Below are 23,287 nucleotides of genomic sequence, written 5' to 3'. Positions count from 1 at the left end.
TTATGGCTTGCGGCTGGCCCGGAGGGCCCTGAATGAGCTACGTGATTGACCGCCGTCTGAACGGCAAAAACAAGAGCACCGTGAACCGTCAGCGGTTTCTGCGGCGCTACAAATCACATATCAAAAAGGCGGTCGAAGACGCCGTCGGGCGGCGCTCGATCACCGATATCGAGCACGGCGAAAGCATCAGCATCCCCAATCGCGATATCGACGAACCCATCTTTCATCACGGCAAGGGCGGCCGCCAGACCCAGGTGCACCCGGGCAACCGCGAGTTTGCCAGCGGCGACCGCATCGCCCGCCCGGAGGGCGGTGGCGGAGGCCAGGGCGGCAGTCAGGCCGGCAACAGCGGCGAAGGCATGGACGAGTTCGTCTTTCAGATCACCCAGGACGAGTTTCTGGACTTCATGTTCGAGGATCTGGCCCTGCCCAATCTGGTCAAGCGCCAGCTCACCGGCAGCGACACCTTCAAGCCGGTGCGCGCCGGCATCAGCCAGCAGGGCAACCCGTCGCGCATCAATATCGTCCGCTCCATGCGCGCCGCTCAGGCCCGCCGCATCGCGCTGGGCGGCGGCAGCCGCAAGCGTCTGCGCGAGGCCCGTGCCGAGCTGGAACAGCTCAGACTCGACCACCCGGATGATCTCGGCGGCATCCAGCGCCTGCAGGAAGAAATTTCCGCACTGCGCAACCGCATCGAGCGCATCCCCTTCCTCGATACCTTTGATCTGCGCTACAACCTGATCGTCAAACAGCCCACGCCGTCGTCCAAGGCGGTGATGTTCTGTTTGATGGATGTGTCCGGCTCCATGACCCAGGCGACCAAGGACCTGGCCAAGCGCTTTTATATCCTGCTGTACCTGTTCCTGCGGCGTAACTACGAACGCATCGACGTGGTTTTCATCCGCCACCACACCAGCGCCAAGGAGGTAGATGAGGAGGAGTTTTTCTACTCACGCGAAACCGGCGGCACCATCGTCTCCAGCGCCCTGCGCCTGATGCAACAGATCATCGAGGAGCGCTACGCGCCTGGCGAGTGGAACCTGTACTGCGCGCAGGCCTCCGACGGCGACAACTGGAACGACGACTCGCCCATCTGCCGCGACCTGCTGGTGCGCCAGATCATGCCGGCGATGCAGTACTACTGCTATGTCGAGATCACCCCGCGCGAGCATCAGACGCTCTGGCACGAGTACGAGGCGGTTGCCGAGCACTTTGCCGACAGCTTCGCCCAGCAGCAGATCGTCGACGCCGGTGACATCTACCCGGTGTTCCGCAAGCTGTTCCAGAAGAGGATGGCGACATGAGCCGCACGCCCATTTCCACCGGCTCGGAGTGGACCTTCGAGCTGATCCGCGAGTACGACCAGGAGATCGGCCGTATCGCCCATGACATCTACGGGCTGGACACCTACCCCAATCAGATTGAAGTCATCACCGCCGAGCAGATGATGGACGCCTACGCCTCGGTCGGCATGCCGCTGGGTTATCACCACTGGTCCTACGGCAAACACTTTCTCGCCACCGAAAAGGGCTACCGTCGCGGTCACATGGGGCTGGCCTACGAGATTGTCATCAATTCCGACCCCTGCATCGCCTACCTGATGGAAGAAAACACCATGTGCATGCAGGCACTGGTGATCGCCCACGCCAGCTACGGGCACAACTCCTTTTTCAAGGGCAACTACCTGTTCCGCAGCTGGACCGACGCCAGCGCCATCATCGACTACCTGGTGTTCGCCAAGCAGTACATCAGCGAGTGCGAGGAGCGCTACGGCATCGACGCCGTCGAAGACCTGCTCGACTCCTGCCACGCCCTCATGAACTACGGCGTAGACCGCTACAAGCGCCCCTACCCCATCTCCGCCGCCGAGGAACGTCAGCGCCAGCGCGAGCGCGAGGAGCACCTGCAGCGGCAGGTGAACGAGCTGTGGCGCACCATCCCGGTCAACCCGCACCACCATGCAGAAGCCGAAGACGCCGCGCGCTACCCCAGCGAGCCGCAAGAGAACCTGCTGTATTTCATCGAGAAGAACGCGCCGCTGCTCGAACCATGGCAACGCGAAGTGGTGCGTATCGTGCGCAAGATCGCCCAGTATTTTTATCCCCAGCGCCAGACCCAGGTGATGAACGAGGGCTGGGCCACCTTCTGGCACTACACCCTGCTCAATCATCTGTACGACGAGGGCAAGGTGACCGACGGCTTCATGATGGAGTTTCTGCAGTCGCACACCAGCGTGGTCTACCAGCCGCCGTTCGACAGCAACTGGTACAGCGGCATCAACCCCTACGCACTGGGCTTTGCCATGATGCAGGACATTCGCCGCATCTGCGAAAACCCGACCGAGGAAGATCGCCGCTGGTTCCCAGACATTGCCGGCAGCGACTGGCTGGAAACCCTCAAGTTCGCGATGCGCACCTTCAAGGACGAAAGTTTCATCCTGCAATACCTGTCGCCCAAGGTGATTCGCGACTTCAAGTTGTTTGCCATCGTCGACGACGAAGCCGACGACCACCTGGAGGTCGCCGCCATTCACGATGACAGCGGCTATCGCGCCGTACGCGAGTTGCTGGCAGCGCAGTACAACCTTGGCAACCGCGAGCCGAACATCCAGGTCTGGTCGGTGGACCGGCGCGGCGACCGCTCCATCACCCTGCGCCACCAGCGCCACCAGGGCAAACCGCTCGGTGACTCAACCGAAGAGATGCTCCGCCACCTGCATCGTCTGTGGGGCTTTGACGTGCACCTGCAAAGCCTCGACGGCAACCGCGTGGTCAGCGAAGCCCACATCCCACCCCGCCCCGAGCCCGAAGAAGAACGGATACCCAAGTTTGATCTGAATATACCGCCTATCTGACGGCGCTGCGCGCCAGCTGGAGGCTGGAGGCTGGAGGCTTAATCAGGGTGGGGCCGGGCAATATCCTGTCAAGCGGAGTTTGCGGGAAAGCCAAACATCTGACTTGCAGCCTGGACGCGACCTGCTGTAGGGACGCGACATGCCTCCAGCCGCCAACGAGGTCAGCTGCGAATCAAAGAAGCTGACGGGCAAAATATGCGCGAAATGCGAACAAAAAGCCAATGTCCGCCAAACCTCGGACGGCTTCAAGCTTCAGGCCTCCAGCTTCAAGCCTCTTGCAGCCATCTGCTGCAAGCTGCAAGCTCTACCCCCACCACCCTCTAACCGCGAGCACCCATGTCCCAGCCCTACTCCACCTACCTGGTCGGCGGCGCCGTCCGTGATCGATTGCTGGGTCTGCCTGTGACAGACCGCGACTGGGTGGTGGTTGGCGCGACGCCGGAGCAGCTGCAGCGCGATGGGTTTCGGCCGGTGGGGCAGGATTTTCCGGTGTTTCTACACCCGACCTCGAGCGAGGAATACGCCTTGGCACGCACCGAACGCAAGAGCGGCGTTGGCTACGGCGGCTTTGTGTTTCACACGAGTCCGGACGTGACCCTGGAAGAAGACCTGATCCGCCGCGACCTGACGGTCAACGCCATGGCGCAGGCCGAGGACGGCCAGATCATCGACCCCTACGGCGGTCAGCAAGACCTCGACAACAAGCTGTTGCGCCACGTCTCCCCCGCTTTTGCCGAGGACCCGCTGCGCGTCTTGCGCGTCGCCCGCTTTGCCGCGCGTTACGCCCGTCTGGGCTTTCGGGTGGCCGATGACACCATGGCGCTGATGCGCCAGCTGAGCGAGTCGGGCGAGTTGAAGACGCTGACGGCAGAACGCAGCTGGATGGAAATCAGCCGCGCCCTGATGGAGCCAAACCCGGAGGTATTCATCCAGGTGCTACGCGATTGCGGCGCGCTGGCCGAGCTGCTGCCGGAGGTCGACGCGCTGTTCGGCGTGCCGCAACCCGAAGCCCATCACCCGGAGATCGATACCGGCGTGCACGTGCTGCAGGTGCTGCAAATCGCCGCCCGCGATCAGTTGCCACTGCCAGCCCGCTGGGCCTGCCTGCTGCACGATCTGGGCAAAGGGCTGACGCCACCAGCGCACTGGCCAAAGCACCACGGCCACGAGACCAGCGGGCTGAAGGCGGTGAAAGCCGTCAACAAGCGCTGCAAGGCACCGCGCGACTGTCAAGAACTGGCGTTTCTGGCCTGCGAGTACCACACCCACTGCCACCGCGCGCTCGAGCTGCGCCCGCAAACGCTGCTCAAACTGTTCAAGGCGCTGGATATTTACCGTCGCTACGAGCGCTTCGAGCAGTTTCTGGCGGTGTGTATTGCCGATGCGCAAGGTCGCACCGGGTTTGAGACGCGCCCCTACCCGCAGGCGGACTACCTGCGTGGCGCGGCAGAGGCCGCTCGCGGCGTGGACATTCAACCGTTGCTGGAGAAGGGGCTGCAGGGCGCAGACATGGGCCGTGCGCTGGAGCAGGCACGGCTGGAAGCACTAAGCGACTACAAAGCCTCGCGCGGCTGATGGTCAACCAGCAGATGCGCGGGCGTCAGCTCGCGATCACGCCAGCTAAACGCTACCGGCCACAGTGACTGGCTGCCCTGCCAGCCCGCCCACAGCTGAGCAAAGGTCTGCTCAGCGCCCGGCAAATGCTGCTGCGGCGCCAGCAGGGCCAGCGGCCAGAGCACAAAGGCGTTACGGGTGACCTCCGGGCGCGGCAGCACGATGCCGTCATGCACGCCGCTCAGATCGCCATAGCACAACACGTCGATATCCAGCGTGATACGCCCCGGCAGCGGTGATTCACGGCGACCGCACGCGGCTTCAATCGCCTTGAGCGCCGCATTCAGGTCCGCCAGATTCAGATGCGTTTCAAGCCCGACCACCATGTTGTAAAAACGCTTGCCCAGCACACCGACAGCATCGCTCTCGAACAACGGCGACAGCTGCAGCTCACCGCACAGCTCGCTCAGCGCATCCAGCCCGCGCAGCAGGTGATACTCACGCCCGGTATTGGTGCCGATGCCCAGATAAACCATGGTCACGCTGTTTTGACTCCCCGCTCGATGATCACGCCAACCCCGCCCGCAGCCGCCGGCACGGCGCCCGGCTTGGTTATCTGCAGGCGCAGCCAGGGAATACCGAATTCGCTCATCAGCAGCGCTGCCAGCTCTTCAGCCAGGGTCTCCACCAGCAGATAGCGGCTCTGCCCGACAAAGCCCTGCAGCCGTTCGCTAATGGCAGCGTAGTTGAGCGTATGGGCCAATTCATCCTCAGCAGCCGCCGGGCGAATGTCCCAGCCCATCTCAAGATCGAAGACCAGCCGCTGGGTGATGGTGCGCTCCCAGTCGTAGACACCGATCACCGTGTCCACCGCCAACCCTTTGATAAAAACCTGATCCACAGCGCGCTCCCGTGTCGACTACAATCAAACGTCATTTTGCCCGGGGCAGCTGCATGCATACCCACTTTCTGTTCTGGCTGGTCATCGCCTACCTGCTCGGCTCGGTCTCCTTTGCCGTGCTGATCAGCCGTGTGCGCCACCTGCCCGACCCGCGCAAGCTCGGCTCGGGTAACCCCGGCGCCAGCAACATGCTGCGCCTTGGCAACCGCTCCCTGGCCCTGGCCACCCTGGCCGGCGACCTTGGCAAGGGCGCGCTCGCAGTCGCCCTGGCCCGTTACGCCGAGTTGTCCAGCCTGCAACAGGGCTGGGTCGGCCTGGCCGCTGTTGGCGGCCATATCCTGCCCATCTTCCATCGCCTGCAAGGTGGCAAGGGCGTCGCCACCGCCGCCGGCGTCATGCTGGTGCTCTGCTGGCCGGCCGCGCTGATCGCGGCCATGCTCTGGCTGACCACCTTCTACTGGCAGCGCATCGCCTCGCTGGCGTCACTGCTGGCGGCGCTGTCGCTGCCGCCGGCACTGGCGTGGCTGGCACCCAGCCTGCTCATTCCGGTGACTCTGATGGTGCTGCTGATCCTGCTGCGCCATCGCCTCAATATCGGCCGCCTGCTGGCCGGCGTAGAAAACCGCTTCAGGCCTTGAGCGCAATCGGCGGCAACTGCTCCATGGGCCAACGCGCCCGGGTTTCGATCCCCCCTTCGTCCTGCTGACCGGCAAGCAGCCGCTGGCAGCCGGCATAAGCGATCATCGCGCCATTGTCGGTACAGTACGCCGGACGCGCGTAGAACACATTGCCATTCAGCTCGGCGGTCATCGCCTCGAGCTGCTGCCGCAGGCGACGGTTGGCGCTCACGCCCCCGGCAATCACCAGTCGTTTCAGCCCGGTCTGCTTGAGCGCGCGGCGGCATTTGATGGTGAGGGTTTCCACCACAGCGGTTTCAAACCCCAGCGCGATATCGGCCAGTGTTTGCGCATCCGGCTCGCCCTGCTCGGCACAGGCCTGCCAGGCAGTCAGTACAGCGGTTTTCAGCCCGCTGAAACTGAAGGTCAAGCCGGGGCGGTCGGTCATCGGACGCGGGAACACAAACGTGCCAGGACGGCCCTGCTCGGCCAGCCTAGCGATCTCCGGGCCACCCGGGTACGGCAGTCCCATCAACTTGGCAGTCTTGTCGAAGGCCTCGCCAGCAGCGTCGTCCAGCGACTCGCCCAGCAGTTCGTACTCGCCGATACCGTCTACGCGCACCAACTGGGTATGACCACCGGACACCAGCAAGGCGACAAAGGGAAAGGCCGGAGGCGTCTCTTCCAGCATCGGCGCCAGCAAGTGCCCTTCCATATGATGCACACCCAGCGCCGGCACGCCCCAGGCAAAGGCCAACGCACGGGCACAGGCGCCACCCACCAGCAGCGCGCCCACCAGACCGGGGCCTGCGGTATAGGCCACCGCATCCACCTCGCCCGGCTGCAGCCCGGCCTTGGCAAACACCTCGCGCATCAGCGGCACCAGACGCTTGACGTGATCACGCGAGGCCAGCTCGGGCACAACGCCGCCATAGACGCGGTGCAGGTCGATCTGGCTGAACAGCGCATCAGCCAGCAGCCCGCGCTCGCTGTCATACAGCGCGATACCGGTTTCATCGCAGGAGGTTTCAATACCCAAAACGCGCATGACTGAATCTGTGCCTCGCTTCACATCTATGTCATAAGCCGCGCATCATAATCAGCCCGGCGTCCGCAGGCCAGTTTTTTGCCTTTATGGGCATCATAGCCTTTGCATTTATCAAATGAAGGCGGTAACATCCGCGTCCCTTGAAATGCAATCGCCACAGGCCTACCGTCTGGGGCAATGATTACCAACGTTTGAGAAAGGTACGACATGCCTGCCGTCAAAGTTAAAGAGAACGAACCCTTCGACGTGGCTCTGCGTCGTTTCAAGCGCTCCTGCGAAAAAGCCGGTGTTCTGGCTGAAGTACGCCGTCGTGAGTTTTATGAAAAACCCACTACCGAGCGCAAGCGCAAGGCTGCTGCCGCTGTTAAGCGTCACGCCAAGAAGATCCAGCGCGAGCAACGTCGCCGCGAGCGTCTGTACTGAGTTCCTCGCCTCGGTTCTGCCGGGCCTGATCGCAGGCCCAGCGATAGCCAGCACGGCATATCGAGCAGACTGATATTCGACTGGAACACGCATCTGTCCGGCCTTCCGCAAGGAACTGGCTGGATTTTTGCGTTTATGGTCCACTTGAGCGTCGCACGCCTGCCAAGGCGTTCTGCCGCACAGGACAGACAGGTAGATGGCCGGACTTATCCCTCAGGGCTTCATTGACGACTTGCTCGCCCGTACCGACATTGTCGAGACGGTTGGCTCGCGCCTGAAACTGAAGAAGACCGGCAAAAACTACTCCGCTCTGTGCCCGTTCCATAACGAAAAGTCGCCCTCGTTCAGCGTCAGCCCGGACAAGCAGTTCTACTACTGCTTTGGCTGCGGTGCCGGCGGTAACGCGCTCGGCTTCGTGATGGACTTCGATCGCCTGGAATTCCCCCAGGCGGTGGAAGAACTTGCGCGCCAGGCCGGCGTAGAGGTGCAGTACGAGGAGCGCAGCGACAAGCGGCAGAGCTCGCGCACGCCACGCAAGGACAACCCGCTCTACGCCCTGCTTGAGCAGGCTGCGGCCTACTACCGCCAGCAGTTGCGCCAGCATCCGCAGCGCCAGCGCGCGGTGGGCTACCTGAAAGGGCGCGGCCTGTCCGGTCAAATCGCCAAGCTGTATGACCTCGGCCTGGCACCACCTGGCTGGAACAACCTGATGTCACACCTGGCCCGTGACACCAGCGAGGAAAAGGCACTGGTCGAGGCCGGCCTGGTGGTGGAGAACGCCGACAGCGGAGGACGCTACGACCGCTTTCGTGACCGCATCATGTTCCCGATCCGCGACAGCCGCGGCCGGGTCATCGGCTTTGGCGGTCGCGTACTCGGCGACGAAAAGCCCAAATACCTGAACTCACCCGAGACCACGGTATTTCACAAGGGCCAGGAACTGTATGGCCTGTTTGAAGCCAAGCAGCAGAATCGCCAGCTAGAAGACATTCTGGTGGTCGAAGGCTATATGGACGTTATTGCCCTGGCCCAGCACGGCGTTACCAACGCCGTCGCCACCCTCGGCACAGCGACCAGCGAGGACCACCTCAAGCGGCTGTTTCGCCTGGTTCACAGCGTGGTGTTCTGCTTCGACGGCGACCGTGCCGGCCGCCAGGCAGCCTGGCGCGCCCTGAACGCCGCCTTGCCGATACTGGAAGATGGCCGCCACGTGCGCTTTCTGTTCCTGCCAGACGGACAGGACCCGGACAGCATGATCCGCGAGGAAGGCACCGACGCCTTCCGTCGCCGCATGAGCCGCGATGCTCAGCCGCTGACCGACTACCTGTTCAGGCATCTGGCCGAAGAGGCCGGTGCCGACAGCCTGGAAGGCAAAGCCCACATGGCGGCCCTGGCACTGCCACTGATCGAGCAGGTGCCGGGCAGCCTGCTACGCAGATTGTTGCGCCAGTCACTGCAGCAGCAAACCGGCGTCGACCTGGACGAGGTGGTGCCCGCCAGCCTGCCTGAACAACCACCAAGCGGCATGCAGGACGGCCCCAGCTACGACGACCTGCCCGCAGGCGCCTGGGACGACTGGAGCGAACGCGAGGCACCGGAGCAGGACTACTACCTGCCCGAAGGCATGGACGCCGCGCCACCGCCACAGCAGGGCAAAGGCAAGAACAAGGACTGGGGTGAAGGCCGTCAGAAGTGGCGCAAAGATCGCCCGCGCGATACCAGGCCGGAAGGCCACAAGGGCCCACGACGCGCCGTGGACAGCCCGCTGCTGCAGGCAGTACGCACACTGCTACATCACCCGCATCTTGCGGCACATGTGCAGCAGGCCAATCAGCTGGCAGACGAGAACGAAGACGAGGCGCGGCTATTGGTCGCACTGATCGAGGCGGCGCAGAAACAGCCGGGGCTGACTACAATTGAGCTACTGGCGCGCTGGCATGGCACCGCCCTCGGCGAGCAGCTGAACCGCCTGGCTGAACAGGAATGGCTGCTGAATATTCCCAGCGCCAACCTTGAACAACAGTTTTTCGACACCATTAACAAGTTATCCGCTCGTCAATCCGAGCGACGCATCGAACAGCTCCTCGACAAATCGGTCAAAGAACCACTCAGCAACGAGGAGAAGCAACAGCTACGGGACCTTCTGAATAGCCGAAACATGGCGAAAGGCGACAGCTGACAGCCTCTTCAAGTGGCGTCAGCAGCTGAAATCAGGGTATAATCCGCAGCTTACTTTTTTGCACACCAAGGCATCCACAAGGGTTGTTATGTCCGGAAAAGCGCAACAGCAATCCCGTCTCAAAGAGCTCATCGCGCGTGGTCGCGAACAGGGCTATCTGACCTATGCGGAGGTCAACGATCACCTGCCCGAGGATATCTCCGATCCGGAGCAGGTGGAAGACATTATCCGCATGATCAACGACATGGGCATCACGGTGTTCGAAGCAGCACCCGACGCCGACGCGCTGTTGCTGGCTGACAACGACGCCGACGAAGCCGCTGCCGAAGAAGCCGCCGCTGCCCTCGCCGCCGTTGAAACCGACATCGGTCGTACCACCGACCCGGTGCGCATGTACATGCGTGAGATGGGTACCGTCGAACTGCTGACCCGCGAAGGCGAGATCGAAATCGCCAAGCGTATCGAGGAAGGCATTCGCGAAGTGATGGCCGCCATCTCGATGTTCCCCGGCACCGTTGACGACATCCTCGCCGACTACGCTCGCGTGGTTGAAGAAGGTGGCCGCCTGTCCGACATCTTCAGTGGTTACATTGACCCTGACGACGATGGCATGTCCGGCACCGACAACGCTGAAATCCCCGCCGCCAAAGCCAAGGACCAGAAAAAGTCCGAGGATGACGACGAGGATGAAGACGATAGCGACGATGACAGCGATGACGACAACGAAGGCGATGGCGGTCCGGATCCGGAAGTAGCCCGTCTGCGCTTTGGTGCCATTGAAGAACAGCTGCAAAAACTGCAGAAAGCACTGAAGAAGCACCCGCGCAGCAACCCGAAGGTTGTCGCCGAGCAGGAGGCCCTGGCCACCCTGTTCATGCCGATCAAGCTGATCCCCAAGCAGTACGAAGCACTGGTTACCCGCGTGCGTGGCGCCCAGGATCAGATCCGTCAGCAAGAGCGCGCCATCATGCAGCTGTGCGTGCGTGATGCTCGCATGCCGCGTGCCGACTTCCTACGTAGCTTCCCCGGCAACGAGATCAACGAAGGCTGGGTTGACGAGCTGCTGGCCGACAAGCCGCGTTACAGCGAAGGCCTTGAAGCGCTGAAGGGCGACATCCTGCGCGCCCAGAAGAAACTGGCCGAGCTGGAAGAGACCTCGCGTCTGACCATCTCCGAGATCAAGGACATCAACCGTCGCATGTCCATCGGCGAGGCCCGTGCCCGCCGTGCCAAGAAGGAAATGGTCGAGGCTAACCTGCGTCTGGTTATCTCCATCGCCAAGAAGTACACCAACCGTGGCCTGCAGTTCCTCGATCTCATCCAGGAAGGCAACATCGGTCTGATGAAGGCCGTGGACAAGTTCGAATACCGCCGTGGTTACAAGTTCTCGACCTACGCAACCTGGTGGATCCGTCAGGCGATCACCCGCTCGATTGCCGACCAGGCGCGCACCATCCGTATCCCGGTGCACATGATCGAGACGATCAACAAACTGAACCGTATCTCCCGCCAGATGCTGCAGGAGATGGGCCGCGAGCCGACCCCGGAAGAGCTTGGCGAGCGCATGGAAATGCCTGAGGACAAGATCCGCAAGGTATTGAAGATCGCTAAAGAGCCGATCTCGATGGAAACCCCCATCGGTGACGACGAAGATTCGCATCTGGGCGACTTTATCGAAGACGGCACCATGGAATCGCCGATCGATTCGGCCACCGTGGAAAACCTCAAGGAAGCCACACGCGACGTGCTGTCCGGCCTCACTGCCCGTGAAGCCAAGGTACTGCGCATGCGCTTTGGCATCGACATGAACACCGACCACACGCTGGAAGAGGTTGGTAAGCAGTTCGATGTTACCCGTGAGCGGATTCGTCAGATCGAAGCCAAGGCGCTGCGCAAGCTGCGCCACCCCACCCGCAGCGATCACCTGCGCAGCTTCCTCGACGAGTAAGCACGCAGCATGCGGTTACAACGCCCGGCCTTGAGCCGGGCGTTTTGTTTGTGCTTACTGCTACAGTCCCACAGCCAAGAACAACTATGTCGGCTTGTGAGCATCAGGATATGCGCCATCAGAACCATCTGTATGTCTGGGACGACCGCTTCCTCTACATCACGGCCGGCATGGCATCGGACCTGACGCAACGTCATACCGTGACCCTGCTGATCGCCCTTGACCCACCCGGCTTTGTGCTCGGTGACGGCAACGGCGCACGTCAGCGCTAGCGCTACCAGGCGGCTCTGGTCTCGCGGCAAACCTCACGTTCACTGGAAACACCAGACTCCGGTCTGCTCTCGCTGAACTACGACCCGCAAAGCTACGAATTCCACGCCCTGTCGCACTTTCTCGGTAAGCAGACAGTCAAGCCGGTGATCCTGCAACCCGGCAGCCTGCATGAAGATGAGCTGCGCCGTGTCGGTCAGGGCACCTGCAGCCGCGACCAGCTGTTCCGCCTGACCACCCGCGTGCCCAGGGCTATCAGCGGCTACCGGCCCGTCAGCCTCAACATGGATATCCGCGCGCTGCATAACGCCCAGAAGATCAAGCGCGAACTGCCGCTGACCAGCACCGTAGCCGAGCTGGCAGACGAGGTTGGCCTGTCTGCCGACCGCCTCTCCCACCTGTTCTCTGAAAAACTGGGCCTGTCGATCAAAAGCTACATTCTCTGGGCACGCATGCGCCGCGCTGACGAGCTGATTGCTCAGGGCGAGAGCCTCGCTGCGGTGGCCTACGACGTCGGCTTTGCCGACTCGGCGCACCTGACCCGCACCATCAAGCAGTTCTTTGGCCTGACGCCCTCCTACGTGACCAAGTCCGTGCAAGTGCACATGCTGTAACAGGCAGGAGACTACTCTCCGCCTCCTGCCGACCTTTGCCGCCGCAAATAGCCGCTGCGTTCAAGTCCTACGCCAGTAACTGCTCTTCGGCATTGCGACTGGGCAACGCCCCTTGCATCGGACTAAACTGGCACAATACTATCGTCACGCCATGGATGCAGGGTGTTGTCTTGATGAAAGCCGCCACAGGTAGTATTGCTGCTCTGGCAATCACTGGCGCAGGGTGCCAAACCGCTGTCGCCGCGCCGCTCAAGGATGTACCGGTCTCTCAGGTTGGCATGCTGCTGCTGTCGTGCGTGCTGCTATTGGCCGCCCACGGCCTGAACCAGTTACGTCGCCGCGCCCAACAGCGTCACCGCGCGACCCTGTTGCAACTCGATCGCCAGCAGGAACGCTATCGCAGCCTGGTCGAGAACCTGCACGTTGTCAGCTGGGAAATGTCCTTCCCATCACTGCGCTTTACCTACGTCTCCCCGCACGCCGTCGACCTGCTTGGCCTGCCTGCCAGCGATTGGCTCGAGCCCGGTTTTCTGGTCCGTCAGGTGCACCCGCAGGACAATGCGCGGGTGCAGGAACAGCTGCGCGAGCAGGCCAACTGTGGCCAGGGCCGCAGCTTCGACTTCCGCCTGCAACGCGCCGACGGCAGCTCGACCTGGGTGCGGGCGGTGATCAACAGCGTCAGCACCGAGGAGTACGAGGCTATCGCCCTGCAAGGCCTGCTGATCGATGTGCAGGAACAGAAACAGGTCGAGCAGGCCCTGCGAACCTCGCAGAAAAAATTCGCCTCGGTGTTTCACAACTGCCCGGACGTCATCGTGCTGGCCGATGCCGCCGAAGGCCGCCTGCTGGCGGTCAACCAGACGTTTGAAGAGCAGTTTGGTCTGACCGCCAGCCAGGCCGAAGGCAGAACGGTTACCGAACTGGGCCTGTGGCCCGAGCCGGATACCGGGCCGGGCCTGCTGACACGCCTCAATACCCAGCCGGAAAGCAACCTTGAGGTGTGCCTGCGGCGCCTAGACGGCAGCGAGTTCGTTGGCCTGCTCTCATCACGCGCGGTCAGCCTGGACGAGCAGCCCATCCTGGTAGTGGTTATCCGTGATATTTCCGCGCTGAAGCTAACCCAGGAGCAACTGCGGCTGTCGGAGCAGAAGTTTTCCCGCGCCTTTCACGCCTCCCCTGACGGGCTGCTGATCACCCGCGCCAGCGATGGCATGCTGCTGGATGTCAACGACGGTTTTTGTCTGATCACCGGCTACAGCCGCGAGCGGGCCCTGGGACAGTCGACGCAGGCACTACAAATCTGGCGCAATGCCGACGACCGCCGGCGCATGGTTGATATGCTCGAACGCGATGGCCGTGTGCGCAATATGCTCTCGCAGATCACCACCGCCGAAGGTCAGGTGCGTGAGGTCGAGATCAGTACCGAGGCGATCAGCATCGACAATCAGGCCTGCATGCTCAGCATCGCCCGGGATGTCACCGAGCGCCTGGCGATGGAAAGCTCCCTGCGTCAGGCCGCTACCGTTTTCGAGAACACCAACGAGGGTGTGCTGATTACCGACGCTGACGGCTGCGTGGTGGCCGTCAACCAGGCCTTCACCCGCATTACCGGCCTCCCGGAAAGCCACCTGCTGGGCGAGCCGTTGCGCATTCTGTCGGGCACCACGGAGAACCGGCAACTGATTGAGGAGGCCTCCAATGCTCTGGCCGAGCAAGGTCATTGGCAAGGCGAGGCCTGGAACCGCCGCGCCAACGGCGAGCTGTACGCAGCCTGGATCAATATCAGTCAGGTGCTCAACGTGGATGGCACCCTCAACCACCTGGTGGCGGTCTTCAGCGACATTACACCGCTCAAGCAGACCCAGGCCAGGCTGGACCACCAGGCGCACCACGACCCACTCACCGGTCTGCCCAACCGCACGCTGTTCGAGGCCCGCCTGCGCGACGCCCTGCACGCCAGCCAGCTCAACGCAGACAGCAGCATCGGCGCCTTGCTGTTCATTGACCTAGACCGCTTCAAGCAGATCAACGACAGCCTCGGCCATTCGGTCGGCGACAGCCTGCTGCAGTTGGTCAGCGAACGCCTGTGTTCGGTACTGCGCGAGATAGACACGGTAGCCCGACATGGCGGCGACGAGTTCATCGTCCTGCTGCCCAAGCTGCCGAGTGACAGCGACGCCGCCGCAGTGGCAGATAAGCTGTTGGCGCTGTTTCGTCGCCCGTTTGTCTGCACCGGCCACGAGTTCTTTGTCAGCGCCAGCATCGGTATCAGCCTGTTCCCGCGCGACGCGGAGGATGTCGACAGCCTGATCAAGCACGCCGACGCCGCCATGTACCGCGCCAAGAATCAGGGCCGTAACCGCTACGCCTTTTACACCAGCGACCTTACCGTTACCGCCCAGCACCGCATGGAGATGGAGAACGACATGCGCCGTGGCCTGGAGCGTAACGAGTTCATCCTGCACTACCAGCCCAAGCAGGACCTGGCCTCCGGCAACCTGAACGGTGTCGAAGCGCTGGTGCGCTGGCAGCACCCGCAGCGCGGACTCGTTGACCCGGATCAGTTCATTCCGCTGGCCGAGGAAACCGGACTGATTGTTGACTTGGGCCGCCGCATCATCGACCTCGCCTGCGCGCAGATTGCCGACTGGCGCCACGCAGGTCTGGCACTGCCGCGCGTCGCCATCAACGTGTCGGGGGTGCAGTTGATCGGCACCCAGCTGGTCACGGACTTGCGGCGCGCCCTGAGCGAGCACGATATCCCGGCTAGCCTGCTGGAGCTGGAGATTACCGAAGACTTTGTGATGAACCAGAACCGCGAAGCCATTCATTTGCTCGAGCTGTTCCGCGATATGAATATCCAGCTGGCCATCGACGACTTTGGTACCGGCTACTCCTCACTCGCCTACCTCAAGGAACTGCCGCTGGACACCCTGAAGATCGACCGCAGCTTTGTCGCCGGTCTGCCGGGCAGCCATCACGATGCGGCGATCAGCCAGACCATTATCGTGCTGGCTCACAACCTGGGCATGAGCGTCGTCGCCGAGGGTGTAGAGACACCGGAGCAGCGGCAATTGCTGCTCGAGCAAGGCTGCGACAGCGTGCAGGGCTATCTCATCAGCGCACCACTGCCACCGACCCAATTCGTCACCACCTTCCTCAAGACAGTGCCTAGTCACCAGAGCTCTCACCCCGTATAATCCACCGCGATATAAAGGCATGGGCCTATAGCTCAGTTGGTTAGAGCAGGCGACTCATAATCGCTTGGTCCCAGGTTCAAGTCCTGGTGGGCCCACCATGCTTCCCTCCCCCGGCAGTTCTGCCCCATCGCTTCCTTCAGCGTCTATGCTATACAAAGCGTGTCCCATCGCAGCAGGAGAGCCTTGTGAAATACGCGCGCCTGTGTACAGCCCTGTTAGCGCTGACACTTGCCACAGCCGCTCAGGCCCAACCATACCGCGTGGTGACCGAAGAGTGGGCGCCCTACAATTTCCAGCGGGACGGTGAGATCGTCGGCATAGCGACCGAGATTGTCAGAGCCATCATGACGCGGACCGGCGACAGCTTTGCCCTGGAGATACTACCCAGTATGCGCGCCAGTCGAGAGTTGCAGCAAAGACCACAGACCATCATGTTCTCGATGTTTCGCACAGCCGAGCGCGAGTCTTTGTTCAAATGGGTGGGTCCGCTGCTGGACGAGGCCATCTACCCTTATCAAAGGGCTGATACAAAGCCCGTTAATTCGCTTGAACAACTGTATTCGGCGCCGCGCATCACCACCCGGCACGCCGGCCTGGTGCCGGCCAGCCTCGAAGGCATGGGCTTTGGCAATCTGGACAAGAGCGCGACCAGTGCCCGTCAGCTGTATCAAATGGTGTTGGCCGGGCGCACGGGCATCATCGTAGGTGATACCGATACCGGTGTCGCGTACTACAGCGCTCAGCTCGGCATCGCGCCCGGCACGCTACGGCGCATCCCCATCCAACTGCTGCACGCGCCCCTGTATATCGCCTTCAGCCTGGACAGCGAAGACCGGGTCGTCGACGCCTGGCGCGATGCACTGGAGCAGCTGCGTAGCGAAGGAGAACTACAGCGTATTATTCAGCGCTATGAGCCTGTAGTTCAGACACCAACCGCGACAGACTGAACGCAGCAACCTCAGGCGCCGCGCAGCCAGCCGGCCAGCGCAGCCACTGCCTGCTCTGCACTGCTGCTGGCGCCAACCCAGCTGCACGCCAGCATCAGGTTACGCGGCAAGCCGAAGTCTTCTACCTGAAAGCCATCTACGCAGCGCCCCTGACTATCATGCGGGATCTGCTCGATCAGCGGTTGCTGCTCAGGAAAATAGGCCCACACCGGCTTACCCAGCGCGCAGGCAAAGCCCACTTCGAACACCGTGCCCGAATCGGGCTCGGCGCCACGGAAGCAGCCCAGGTTAGCCAGCACGGCATCGGCGCTGCGCAGCGCCTGCAAATTGGCATCGCAAATCCAGTGCGCGGGCTGGGCCGCTGTTGCCGGCACCTGGGCATCCAGCGGATACAGTCCGCGCAGGCCATGCTCGGCGCACAGCTGTTTGAGATAGGCGCCGCGCGCCAACGCGTCGGGGTGAAATACGTCGAATCCGGCCAGATACACCGAGGGCACAGGGTACTCCTGCAAGATCAAATCGAAGGGGTCAGGGTGGCCAGCGCGTCAGGCTCGTCAACATCCAGACAAACGCCTGCATCAGCCACCGCCAACACCTTAACGTACTCGGCGTTGGCCCGTACAACCGAGCGCGCGCCCACGTCGCCCTCTAGCGCGAGCAGTTGCGGCCAGAAACGCCGACCAAACAGCACCGGGTGTCCCGCTTGCCCCCGCCAGCGCGCCTGCACAATCAGCTCGGGGTCGCTGGCCGCGATCAACGCTTGCAGCGTGCTGCGCTGCAAGCGAGGCATATCCGCCAGCAACACGGCCAACACCTCGCTGCCGCCTTGCTGCATGTGCTGCACGCCCAGCACCAGCGAACTGGCCATGCCTTGCGCGCTGTGGGGGTTGAACAGCACATCGACGCCTTCAGGCACGCCCAAGGCTGCTGGATCATCACCCTCGCGCAGCACCAACGTGAGCCGCCCGAACGCGCTCAGCGCGCGCTCTACTGAGGCCTGCAACAGGCTCTGGCCGCTGGCCAGCAGCGCCCGGCGCTTATCGCCACCAAAACGCCGGCTGCTGCCGGCAGCCAGCATCAGCGCCGCTACGCGCGTGGTCAGGGCACCGCATCCAGCAGCATGACCTCACGCTCGACGATCAGGCCGTCCAGCGCCTTGCCCATCGCCAGATAGTGCGGTGCCTGGCGGTGCGCCTCGATCGCAGCCATGTCGGCCCACTGTTCAACGAAGACAAAGCGCTGATGATCGCTGCGGTCATGGTGCAATACATAGCCCCGGCAACCTGCTTCAGCGCGGGAGGGGGCAACGGCGCGGTGCAGAATACCCGCGACCTTTTCTGCGGCGCCGTCAGCGGCGCGCAGTACGGCAACAATGGTGATGGTGTCAGACATCTAGCTATTCTCGCTCAGGGAAAGTGAAGCAACCCGGGCATGCCGTTCGATGGTTACCGGGTCATGAATGGCCGAACGCCGCGCCTGCAGTTTGCCGCCCTGGCGCTGGTGCAGCACCGCGGTGATCTCGGCCAGCACCGACAGCGCAACGGCCTCCGGCGTGTCGCCGCCCAGATCAAGTCCAACCGGATAGTGCAGCTGCGCCGGCAGCGGCCGTTCGGCGCTAGCCAATAGTCGCTCGGTACGCTCACGCGGCCCCAGCTGACCGATATAACAGGCCGAGGAGCGCAGCGCGAGCGCCAGCCAGCAGGCATCCTGCTGCAGGCTGTGGGTCATGATGACCACGGCGGCGTCTTCCAGCAGCGGCATCAGGCTGTCGGCCGCCGTCAGGTCCTTATGCAAGACCACATGGGCATCAGTAAAGCGAGAAGCGCGGGCAAAGTGGGCACGACTGTCAATCAGGGTCACATGCAGGCCCTGCAACCGCGCCATGCGTACCAGCGGCTGCGCATCATGACCGCCGCCAAAGATCACCAGACGACGTGCCGCCCGCAGGGGCTCAACCAGCACGTCCAGCGACTTGCCGTCAGCCAGCTCGAAGGCATGCAGACTGGCGCGCTGTGAATAGCGCGCCTGCTCCAGCACCGGCTGCAACTGAGCCTGCACCGAGGCCGGTAAACTGCCGCGCAAGGCGCCGCCTTCCTCCAGCAGCAGGCGCTGCCCGAGCCACTGCGGCTGCACCGTATTGACCACGGTGGCCAGCATCTTGGGCGCAGACAGGTCGCGACAGGCATCCAGCAGCAACTGACAGGCCGGCGAGTGCACGCGCTCGAACAACAGATGGACGGTACCGTTGCAGCCCAGACCAAAGCGCACTGCCGCGTCGCCGTCCTCGGCATCCTCGGCCGTGCTGTAGCTGCGCAATGCCGGGCCACGCTCGGTCAGCCACCAAGCAGTGCGCGCCACCTCGCTCTCCAGACAGCCACCACTGACAGTGCCGGCGGTCTGCCCAAGCGCGTTGATCAGCATCCGTGCACCGGGGCGGCGATAGGCTGAGCCCTCTACCTTGACCACGGTTGCCAGCACGGCCTCCTCGCCCAGCGCCTGAGCCGCGTCGACCGCCTCCAGCAATTGCTCCAGCCCACTCATACCCGCTCTCCAAGCTTGCTCAATGGCCGGTGTTGCCGCGCCGCGCGGCGACGTCGTCAGCACTCAGGCTGGCGCCAGTCTGGCCAAAATGCTGCAACACAAAGCTGCCGACGGCAGCCAGTTCGGCGTCTTGATAGGTCTTGGCAAAGTTCGGCATCTGCTGGTCCACCCGCAACTCTGGCGCAGTGTGTCCGCGCAGCAGAATATTCAGCAGGTTGGTGCCCGCCGGGTCGTTCACGGTCTTGAGGCCCGAGAGCGTCGCCACCGGGGTTTGTGTGCCGCTGCCATCCCAGCTGTGACAGCCCGCGCAGGCACCGGCAAACAACTGGCCACCCAGGCCGGCATCGCTCACCGGCTCAGCGCTGGCCGACACCGGGTCAGGACGCTTCACACCCGCACTCTGAGGCTCGGTGGTGAGCAGGTAGGTCGCGATGGCCGACAGGTCGTCATTGCTCAAGTAGCGCAAGCTGTGACTGACCACATCGCCCATCGGGCCACTCGCTACGCCCTTGCCCGGCGCATAGCCCTTGCCGAGGTAGCTGACCAGCTCGGCCGGTGACCAGGCACCAATACCGTGGGCGGGGTCACTGCTAATGTTGTAGGCCTGCCAGCCCTGCACCAGATTGCCAGCCAGCGGCTGGCTGCTGCTCAGCGCCTGGGCAAAATTGCGCGGCGTATGACACTCACCACAATGGCCCGGACCCTCTACCAGATAGGCGCCACGGTTCCACGCATCCGACTGCGACGGGTCTGGCTCAAAGCGCTCGTTGTCATGGAATACCAGGTTCCAGAAGAACATGCCCCAGCGCTGGTTATAGGGGAATCCCAGGGTGTTTTCAGGCACCGTGTTGCTGACCGGCTGCAGGCTGAACAGATAGGCCTTGATGGCCTGCACCTCGTCATCCGGCATCAAGGTATAGGAGGTATAGGGAAATGCCGGGTAGTAGCGTTTGCCGTCCTTGCCGACACCCTCGTGCAGGGCACTGAGGAAATCAGCATCACTCCAGTCGCCAATACCGGTTTGCTTGTCCGGCGTAATGTTGGGCGAGTACAGCGAGCCGAACGGCAGCTTGAACTCCACGCCGCCGGCAAAGGGTTCGCCGCCGGGCACGGTGTGGCACGCGACACAGTCAGCCGCTGCCGCCAGGTACTTGCCGCGCTCGATCAGCGCCTGGTCATCGGCCTGTACGTGCAGACTCAGGGCGGCCAGAGCCAGCCCGCCAATCAGGGTTTTGCTCGAATGCATGGCTCAGGCTCCTTTTACCGGGAAGTATCCAGCGCGGCTCAGCGGCAAGCGGCGCAGGCGCTCGCCACTGGCTGCAGCCAGTGCATTGAGCAGTGCCGGACCAATCAGCGCGGTACCGGTCTCACCTACCCCGCCCGGATCTTCGCTACTGGGCACAATGTGCACCTCAACGCCGGGCGCCTCATTGATGCGCAGTTGCCGGTAGTTATGGAAGTTGCTCTGCTGTACCTGCCCGCGCTCAAGGGTAATCTCGTTGAACAGCGACGCCGACAGACCGAACAGGGTGCCGCCCTCAATCTGCGCCAGCACCGAGGTGGGGTTGGTCACCAGACCGCAGTCGATGGCGCTGACCAGACGCGTGATGCGCACGCCCTTGTCCGCCTGCACTTGCAGCTCGACAACGGTCGCAACGAAGCTGCCGAACACCGCGCTCACCGCGATGCCCCGGCCCTGCCCGGCAGGCAACGGCGTCTGCCAGTCGGCCTTCTCGGCAGCCAGCTTGAGGACCGCCTGCGCGCGCGGGTGCTGATCCATCAGCGCCAGCCGATATTCAACCGGGTCCTTGCCCGCGTTGTGTGCCAGCTCATCGATAAAGCACTCCAGCGCCAGCGTGCTACGCAGCGGACCAACCCCGCGCCACCAGGACACCGGAATCGCCTTGGGTTCCTCGCGGATGTAGTTGACCTGCAGGCTGTCCAGCGCGTAGATCGGGTCGATGGCCACTTCCACCGCGTCGCCATCCACGCCGTTTTCCGGCAGGCTGCCGACGTAGCGCGCCAGCACCGAGGCGCCAGCGATACGGTGCTGCCAGCCCTGCAATTTGCCCTCGGCATCGATTGCCGCAGTCAGCCGATCAACATAGTGCGGGCGATAGAGGTCATGGGTCATGTCCTCTTCGCGGCTCCAGATCAGCTTGATCGGATAATCAACCTGCTTGGCAATCGCCACCGCCTGGGTAATGAAGTCAAAGTCCAGCCGCCGGCCGAAGGCGCCGCCGATCAACTGGTTATGCACCTGCACGCGCTCCAGCGGCAGGCCGCTCACCGCTGCCGCCGTCTGCTGGGCGAACGCCGGCACCTGGGTGCCCACCCACAGCTCGCAGGCGTCCGAGCGCACCTGCGCCACGCAGGTCATGGGTTCCAGCGGTGAATGCGACAGGAAGGGCTGCTCGTAGACCGCCTCAAAGGTGCTGGCCGCGCCACTCAACGCCGCGTCGATGTCACCGCTGCTGTGCGCCACTACGCCGTCCTTGCTGCTGGCGCTGTGCAGGGCGTTATCCAGTTGCTCGGAGTCGATGCCCGCGTGCTCACCCAGGTCCCACTCTACCGCCAGGGCCTTGAGCCCTTGCTGGCACGCCCAGTAGTTGGTCGCGGTGACCGCCACGGCATTTTCCAGGGTGACCACATCGCGCACGCCCGGCACCTGCCGCGCTGCGCTGGCGTCAACCGCTTTGAGCTTGCCGCCGTATACAGGACAAGTCAGGGTCGAGGCCACCAGCATGCCCGGCACCTGCAAGTCGATGGTGAACTGCGCCTTGCCATTTACCTTGGCCGGCGTATCCAGCCGGGGCGCGGGCGTGCCGAGCAGACGGAACTGATCCGGCGTTTTGAGCACCACCGACTCCGGCAGCGGCAATGCACTGGCGGCATCGACCAGTTCGCCGTAGGGCAACTGCTGCCCGGCAGGTCCGTGCACCACCGCATCACGCGCCTCACACTGGGCGACGTCTACCCCCCAGCGCGCCGCCGCGGCCTGAACCAGCAGCAGCCGCGCGGTTGCTCCGGCCTCACGCAGCGGCTGCCAGGAATGCCGTGTAGAGGTTGAACCACCGGTAGCCTGAAACTGCATCAGCGAGTCAACGTACAGCTCGGAATCCGGCGGTGCGTCCTCAACGCTGACCGCCGACAGCGGCACCTCCAGCTCCTCGGCCACCATCATGGCGATCCCGGTGTGGGCGCCCTGCCCCATTTCAATCTTGGGCGAAATGACCGTTACCAGACCGTCATGCCCAACCCGCACATAGGCTCCATAACCACGCGGCGCCTGGTCCCCCAGACGCCCGGCGGCGGTTACCTCTGCCGCCACGCTGTGCGGCGTAAAGCCCGGCAGCCAGGTGCTGAGTACCAGCCCTCCCAGTGCCGCGCCAGAGCCCTGCAAAAATCGGCGACGCGATACGCCATTGCCTGACTGGCTCATGCGGCACCTCCGGCATCCACGTCCTTGATGGCCGCACGGATGCGCGTGTAGGTGGCGCAGCGGCAGAGGTTGCCCGCCATGCCGGCATCAATCTCGGCGTCGCTCGGCTTGGGCTGGCGCTGCAGCAGGGCAGTCGCAGACATGATCTGACCGGACTGGCAGTAGCCGCACTGCACCACCTCATGGGCCAGCCAGGCCTGCTGGACCTGCGCGCCGAGGGCAGACTGCCCAACCGCCTCGATAGTGGTTACGGCGCGCCCGGCAACGGCGCTGACCGGCAGCACGCAAGAGCGCACAGCCTCGCCGTCCAGGTGCACGGTACAGGCACCGCACTGGGCTATGCCACAACCGAATTTGGTGCCGGTCAGCCCCAGCACGTCACGCACCACCCAGAGCAGCGGCATATCATCAGGCACGTCCAGCTGATGCTGGGTACCGTTCACGGATAACTGAATCATTGGAACCTCGTCAGGCTACGGGTTTCTTGGTTTTTATAGTCGCAGACGCGATCTTTTCGCGCGCCTGCGCAGACGCCAACGCGTGCAGGTACAGGTCTGAACGCGAGCAGTCTCAAGGGTTCAAACCGGCCGCACACTGTGCCGCGCTTGCGGCAGTCAGGGCTCACGGCCTGGCGGTAAGGCTACGCCCCGATTGCAACGCGCAACGAAGCAGCAAACGCCGCGTGGAATCAATCAATGCCTCCTTAATCTAGCAGCTCTGTAGCACCCATGAGACAGCGAATGGCCATA

At 63.0% G+C, this 23,287-nt stretch carries 21 protein-coding genes and 1 tRNA gene; 12 read left to right on the top strand and 10 right to left on the bottom strand.

Features of this window, described 5'->3' with window-relative positions:
- The first annotated feature begins 32 nt into the window (after positions 1–32).
- From BM116_RS08545 to BM116_RS08535, 3 genes are all read left to right on the top strand, one after another.
- Entirely contained in the window at positions 33–1,304 is a 1,272-nt protein-coding gene (locus BM116_RS08545; RefSeq protein ID WP_083725786.1) for a YeaH/YhbH family protein, read from the top strand.
- Positions 1,301–2,854, top strand: a complete 1,554-nt coding sequence (locus tag BM116_RS08540; protein WP_083725787.1) for a SpoVR family protein — start codon at positions 1,301–1,303, stop codon at positions 2,852–2,854. Before BM116_RS08545 ends, BM116_RS08540 begins: the two co-directional genes overlap by 4 nt.
- A gap of 336 nt (positions 2,855–3,190) precedes the next feature.
- Positions 3,191–4,429, top strand: coding sequence for a multifunctional CCA addition/repair protein (locus tag BM116_RS08535; protein ID WP_083725788.1), 1,239 nt, complete (start codon positions 3,191–3,193; stop codon positions 4,427–4,429).
- Here BM116_RS08535 and folK read toward each other — a convergent pair.
- Together folK and folB are read right to left on the bottom strand one after the other, a co-directional pair.
- A complete protein-coding gene (folK, locus tag BM116_RS08530; RefSeq protein ID WP_083725789.1) occupies positions 4,408–4,944 on the bottom strand; it encodes a 2-amino-4-hydroxy-6-hydroxymethyldihydropteridine diphosphokinase in 537 nt (178 codons plus the stop codon). The two genes, BM116_RS08535 and folK, sit on opposite strands and share 22 nt — an antisense overlap.
- Positions 4,945–4,946: 2 nt before the next feature.
- Positions 4,947–5,309: a dihydroneopterin aldolase gene (gene folB / locus BM116_RS08525; RefSeq protein WP_083725790.1), complete on the bottom strand. Its 363-nt coding sequence runs from the start codon at positions 5,307–5,309 to the stop codon at positions 4,947–4,949.
- A 68-nt stretch (positions 5,310–5,377) separates the two neighbouring features.
- Here folB and plsY point away from each other — a divergent pair, with 68 nt between their 5' ends.
- Complete coding sequence (gene plsY, locus BM116_RS08520) at positions 5,378–5,947, top strand: glycerol-3-phosphate 1-O-acyltransferase PlsY (protein WP_083725859.1); 570 nt, start codon at positions 5,378–5,380, stop codon at positions 5,945–5,947.
- On the opposite strand, the gene tsaD is transcribed toward plsY, so the two are convergent.
- Complete coding sequence (gene tsaD, locus BM116_RS08515) at positions 5,937–6,974, bottom strand: tRNA (adenosine(37)-N6)-threonylcarbamoyltransferase complex transferase subunit TsaD (RefSeq protein ID WP_083725791.1); 1,038 nt, start codon at positions 6,972–6,974, stop codon at positions 5,937–5,939. The genes plsY and tsaD overlap by 11 nt on opposite strands.
- 207 nt (positions 6,975–7,181) lie before the next feature.
- Here tsaD and rpsU point away from each other — a divergent pair, with 207 nt between their 5' ends.
- The 8 genes from rpsU (at position 7,182) to BM116_RS08480 (ending at position 16,555) form a co-directional block, all read left to right on the top strand.
- Positions 7,182–7,397, top strand: coding sequence for a 30S ribosomal protein S21 (gene rpsU, locus BM116_RS08510; RefSeq protein WP_083725792.1), 216 nt, complete (start codon positions 7,182–7,184; stop codon positions 7,395–7,397).
- 196 nt (positions 7,398–7,593) lie between these two features.
- A complete protein-coding gene (gene dnaG / locus BM116_RS08505) occupies positions 7,594–9,576 on the top strand; it encodes a DNA primase (protein WP_083725793.1) in 1,983 nt (660 codons plus the stop codon).
- Positions 9,577–9,664: 88 nt separating this feature from the next.
- Positions 9,665–11,524 carry an RNA polymerase sigma factor RpoD gene (rpoD, locus tag BM116_RS08500; protein WP_083725795.1) on the top strand — a complete coding sequence of 620 codons (1,860 nt, stop codon included), beginning with the start codon at positions 9,665–9,667 and terminating at the stop codon, positions 11,522–11,524.
- A gap of 110 nt (positions 11,525–11,634) precedes the next feature.
- Positions 11,635–11,796, top strand: a complete 162-nt coding sequence (locus BM116_RS18970; protein ID WP_211276258.1) for a hypothetical protein — start codon at positions 11,635–11,637, stop codon at positions 11,794–11,796.
- Positions 11,797–11,940: 144 nt separating this feature from the next.
- On the top strand, positions 11,941–12,408 hold the full coding sequence (locus BM116_RS18965) for a helix-turn-helix transcriptional regulator (protein WP_211276259.1): 468 nt from the start codon (positions 11,941–11,943) through the stop codon (positions 12,406–12,408).
- A 173-nt stretch (positions 12,409–12,581) separates the two neighbouring features.
- Positions 12,582–15,608: an EAL domain-containing protein gene (locus BM116_RS08490; protein ID WP_169847243.1), complete on the top strand. Its 3,027-nt coding sequence runs from the start codon at positions 12,582–12,584 to the stop codon at positions 15,606–15,608.
- 21 nt (positions 15,609–15,629) lie between these two features.
- A tRNA-Ile gene (locus BM116_RS08485) sits at positions 15,630–15,706 on the top strand.
- Positions 15,707–15,793: 87 nt separating this feature from the next.
- Positions 15,794–16,555: a substrate-binding periplasmic protein gene (locus BM116_RS08480; protein ID WP_083725799.1), complete on the top strand. Its 762-nt coding sequence runs from the start codon at positions 15,794–15,796 to the stop codon at positions 16,553–16,555.
- Positions 16,556–16,566: 11 nt separating this feature from the next.
- Here BM116_RS08480 and BM116_RS08475 read toward each other — a convergent pair whose 3' ends face one another.
- Genes BM116_RS08475 through BM116_RS08445 form a run of 7 tightly spaced genes read right to left on the bottom strand, consistent with a single transcriptional unit; the run spans position 16,567 to position 22,996 of the window.
- Entirely contained in the window at positions 16,567–17,052 is a 486-nt protein-coding gene (locus BM116_RS08475) for a nucleoside 2-deoxyribosyltransferase (RefSeq protein WP_083725801.1), read from the bottom strand.
- Positions 17,053–17,069: 17 nt separating this feature from the next.
- Positions 17,070–17,633, bottom strand: a complete 564-nt coding sequence (locus BM116_RS08470; protein ID WP_083725803.1) for a nucleotidyltransferase family protein — start codon at positions 17,631–17,633, stop codon at positions 17,070–17,072.
- A gap of 20 nt (positions 17,634–17,653) precedes the next feature.
- Positions 17,654–17,947: a putative quinol monooxygenase gene (locus BM116_RS08465; RefSeq protein WP_083725805.1), complete on the bottom strand. Its 294-nt coding sequence runs from the start codon at positions 17,945–17,947 to the stop codon at positions 17,654–17,656.
- On the bottom strand, positions 17,948–19,096 hold the full coding sequence (locus tag BM116_RS08460) for an XdhC family protein (RefSeq protein WP_083725807.1): 1,149 nt from the start codon (positions 19,094–19,096) through the stop codon (positions 17,948–17,950).
- Between the two features lie 19 nt (positions 19,097–19,115).
- On the bottom strand, positions 19,116–20,342 hold the full coding sequence (locus BM116_RS08455; RefSeq protein WP_083725809.1) for a cytochrome c: 1,227 nt from the start codon (positions 20,340–20,342) through the stop codon (positions 19,116–19,118).
- 3 nt (positions 20,343–20,345) lie between these two features.
- Positions 20,346–22,538, bottom strand: a complete 2,193-nt coding sequence (locus BM116_RS08450; protein ID WP_083725811.1) for a xanthine dehydrogenase family protein molybdopterin-binding subunit — start codon at positions 22,536–22,538, stop codon at positions 20,346–20,348.
- Positions 22,535–22,996 carry a (2Fe-2S)-binding protein gene (locus BM116_RS08445; protein WP_083725813.1) on the bottom strand — a complete coding sequence of 154 codons (462 nt, stop codon included), beginning with the start codon at positions 22,994–22,996 and terminating at the stop codon, positions 22,535–22,537. The genes BM116_RS08450 and BM116_RS08445 overlap by 4 nt, the downstream gene beginning before the upstream one ends.
- Positions 22,997–23,287 lie beyond the last annotated feature (291 nt).

It is taken from the genome of Halopseudomonas pachastrellae (genome assembly GCF_900114765.1).
GTDB classification, from domain to species: Bacteria; Pseudomonadota; Gammaproteobacteria; order Pseudomonadales; family Pseudomonadaceae; genus Halopseudomonas; species Halopseudomonas pachastrellae.
Note: the sequence above shows the minus strand (reverse complement) of the source record. Positions and strands in the feature narration are given on the sequence as shown.

What these genes read in the sequence shown, in the direction of transcription:
- BM116_RS08545 (WP_083725786.1), top strand. Translation starts at nt 33, where the DNA reads ATGAGCTACGTGATTGACCGCCGTCTGAACGGCAAAAACAAGAGCACC.
- BM116_RS08540 (WP_083725787.1), top strand. Translation starts at nt 1,301, where the DNA reads ATGAGCCGCACGCCCATTTCCACCGGCTCGGAGTGGACCTTCGAGCTG.
- BM116_RS08535 (WP_083725788.1), top strand. Translation starts at nt 3,191, where the DNA reads ATGTCCCAGCCCTACTCCACCTACCTGGTCGGCGGCGCCGTCCGTGAT.
- folK (WP_083725789.1), bottom strand. Translation starts at nt 4,944, where the DNA reads ATGGTTTATCTGGGCATCGGCACCAATACCGGGCGTGAGTATCACCTG.
- tsaD (WP_083725791.1), bottom strand. Translation starts at nt 6,974, where the DNA reads ATGCGCGTTTTGGGTATTGAAACCTCCTGCGATGAAACCGGTATCGCG.
- rpsU (WP_083725792.1), top strand. Translation starts at nt 7,182, where the DNA reads ATGCCTGCCGTCAAAGTTAAAGAGAACGAACCCTTCGACGTGGCTCTG.
- dnaG (WP_083725793.1), top strand. Translation starts at nt 7,594, where the DNA reads ATGGCCGGACTTATCCCTCAGGGCTTCATTGACGACTTGCTCGCCCGT.
- rpoD (WP_083725795.1), top strand. Translation starts at nt 9,665, where the DNA reads ATGTCCGGAAAAGCGCAACAGCAATCCCGTCTCAAAGAGCTCATCGCG.
- BM116_RS18970 (WP_211276258.1), top strand. Translation starts at nt 11,635, where the DNA reads ATGCGCCATCAGAACCATCTGTATGTCTGGGACGACCGCTTCCTCTAC.
- BM116_RS08490 (WP_169847243.1), top strand. Translation starts at nt 12,582, where the DNA reads ATGAAAGCCGCCACAGGTAGTATTGCTGCTCTGGCAATCACTGGCGCA.
- BM116_RS08470 (WP_083725803.1), bottom strand. Translation starts at nt 17,633, where the DNA reads ATGCTGGCTGCCGGCAGCAGCCGGCGTTTTGGTGGCGATAAGCGCCGG.
- BM116_RS08465 (WP_083725805.1), bottom strand. Translation starts at nt 17,947, where the DNA reads ATGTCTGACACCATCACCATTGTTGCCGTACTGCGCGCCGCTGACGGC.
- BM116_RS08460 (WP_083725807.1), bottom strand. Translation starts at nt 19,096, where the DNA reads ATGAGTGGGCTGGAGCAATTGCTGGAGGCGGTCGACGCGGCTCAGGCG.
- BM116_RS08455 (WP_083725809.1), bottom strand. Translation starts at nt 20,342, where the DNA reads ATGCATTCGAGCAAAACCCTGATTGGCGGGCTGGCTCTGGCCGCCCTG.
- BM116_RS08450 (WP_083725811.1), bottom strand. Translation starts at nt 22,538, where the DNA reads ATGAGCCAGTCAGGCAATGGCGTATCGCGTCGCCGATTTTTGCAGGGC.
- BM116_RS08445 (WP_083725813.1), bottom strand. Translation starts at nt 22,996, where the DNA reads ATGATTCAGTTATCCGTGAACGGTACCCAGCATCAGCTGGACGTGCCT.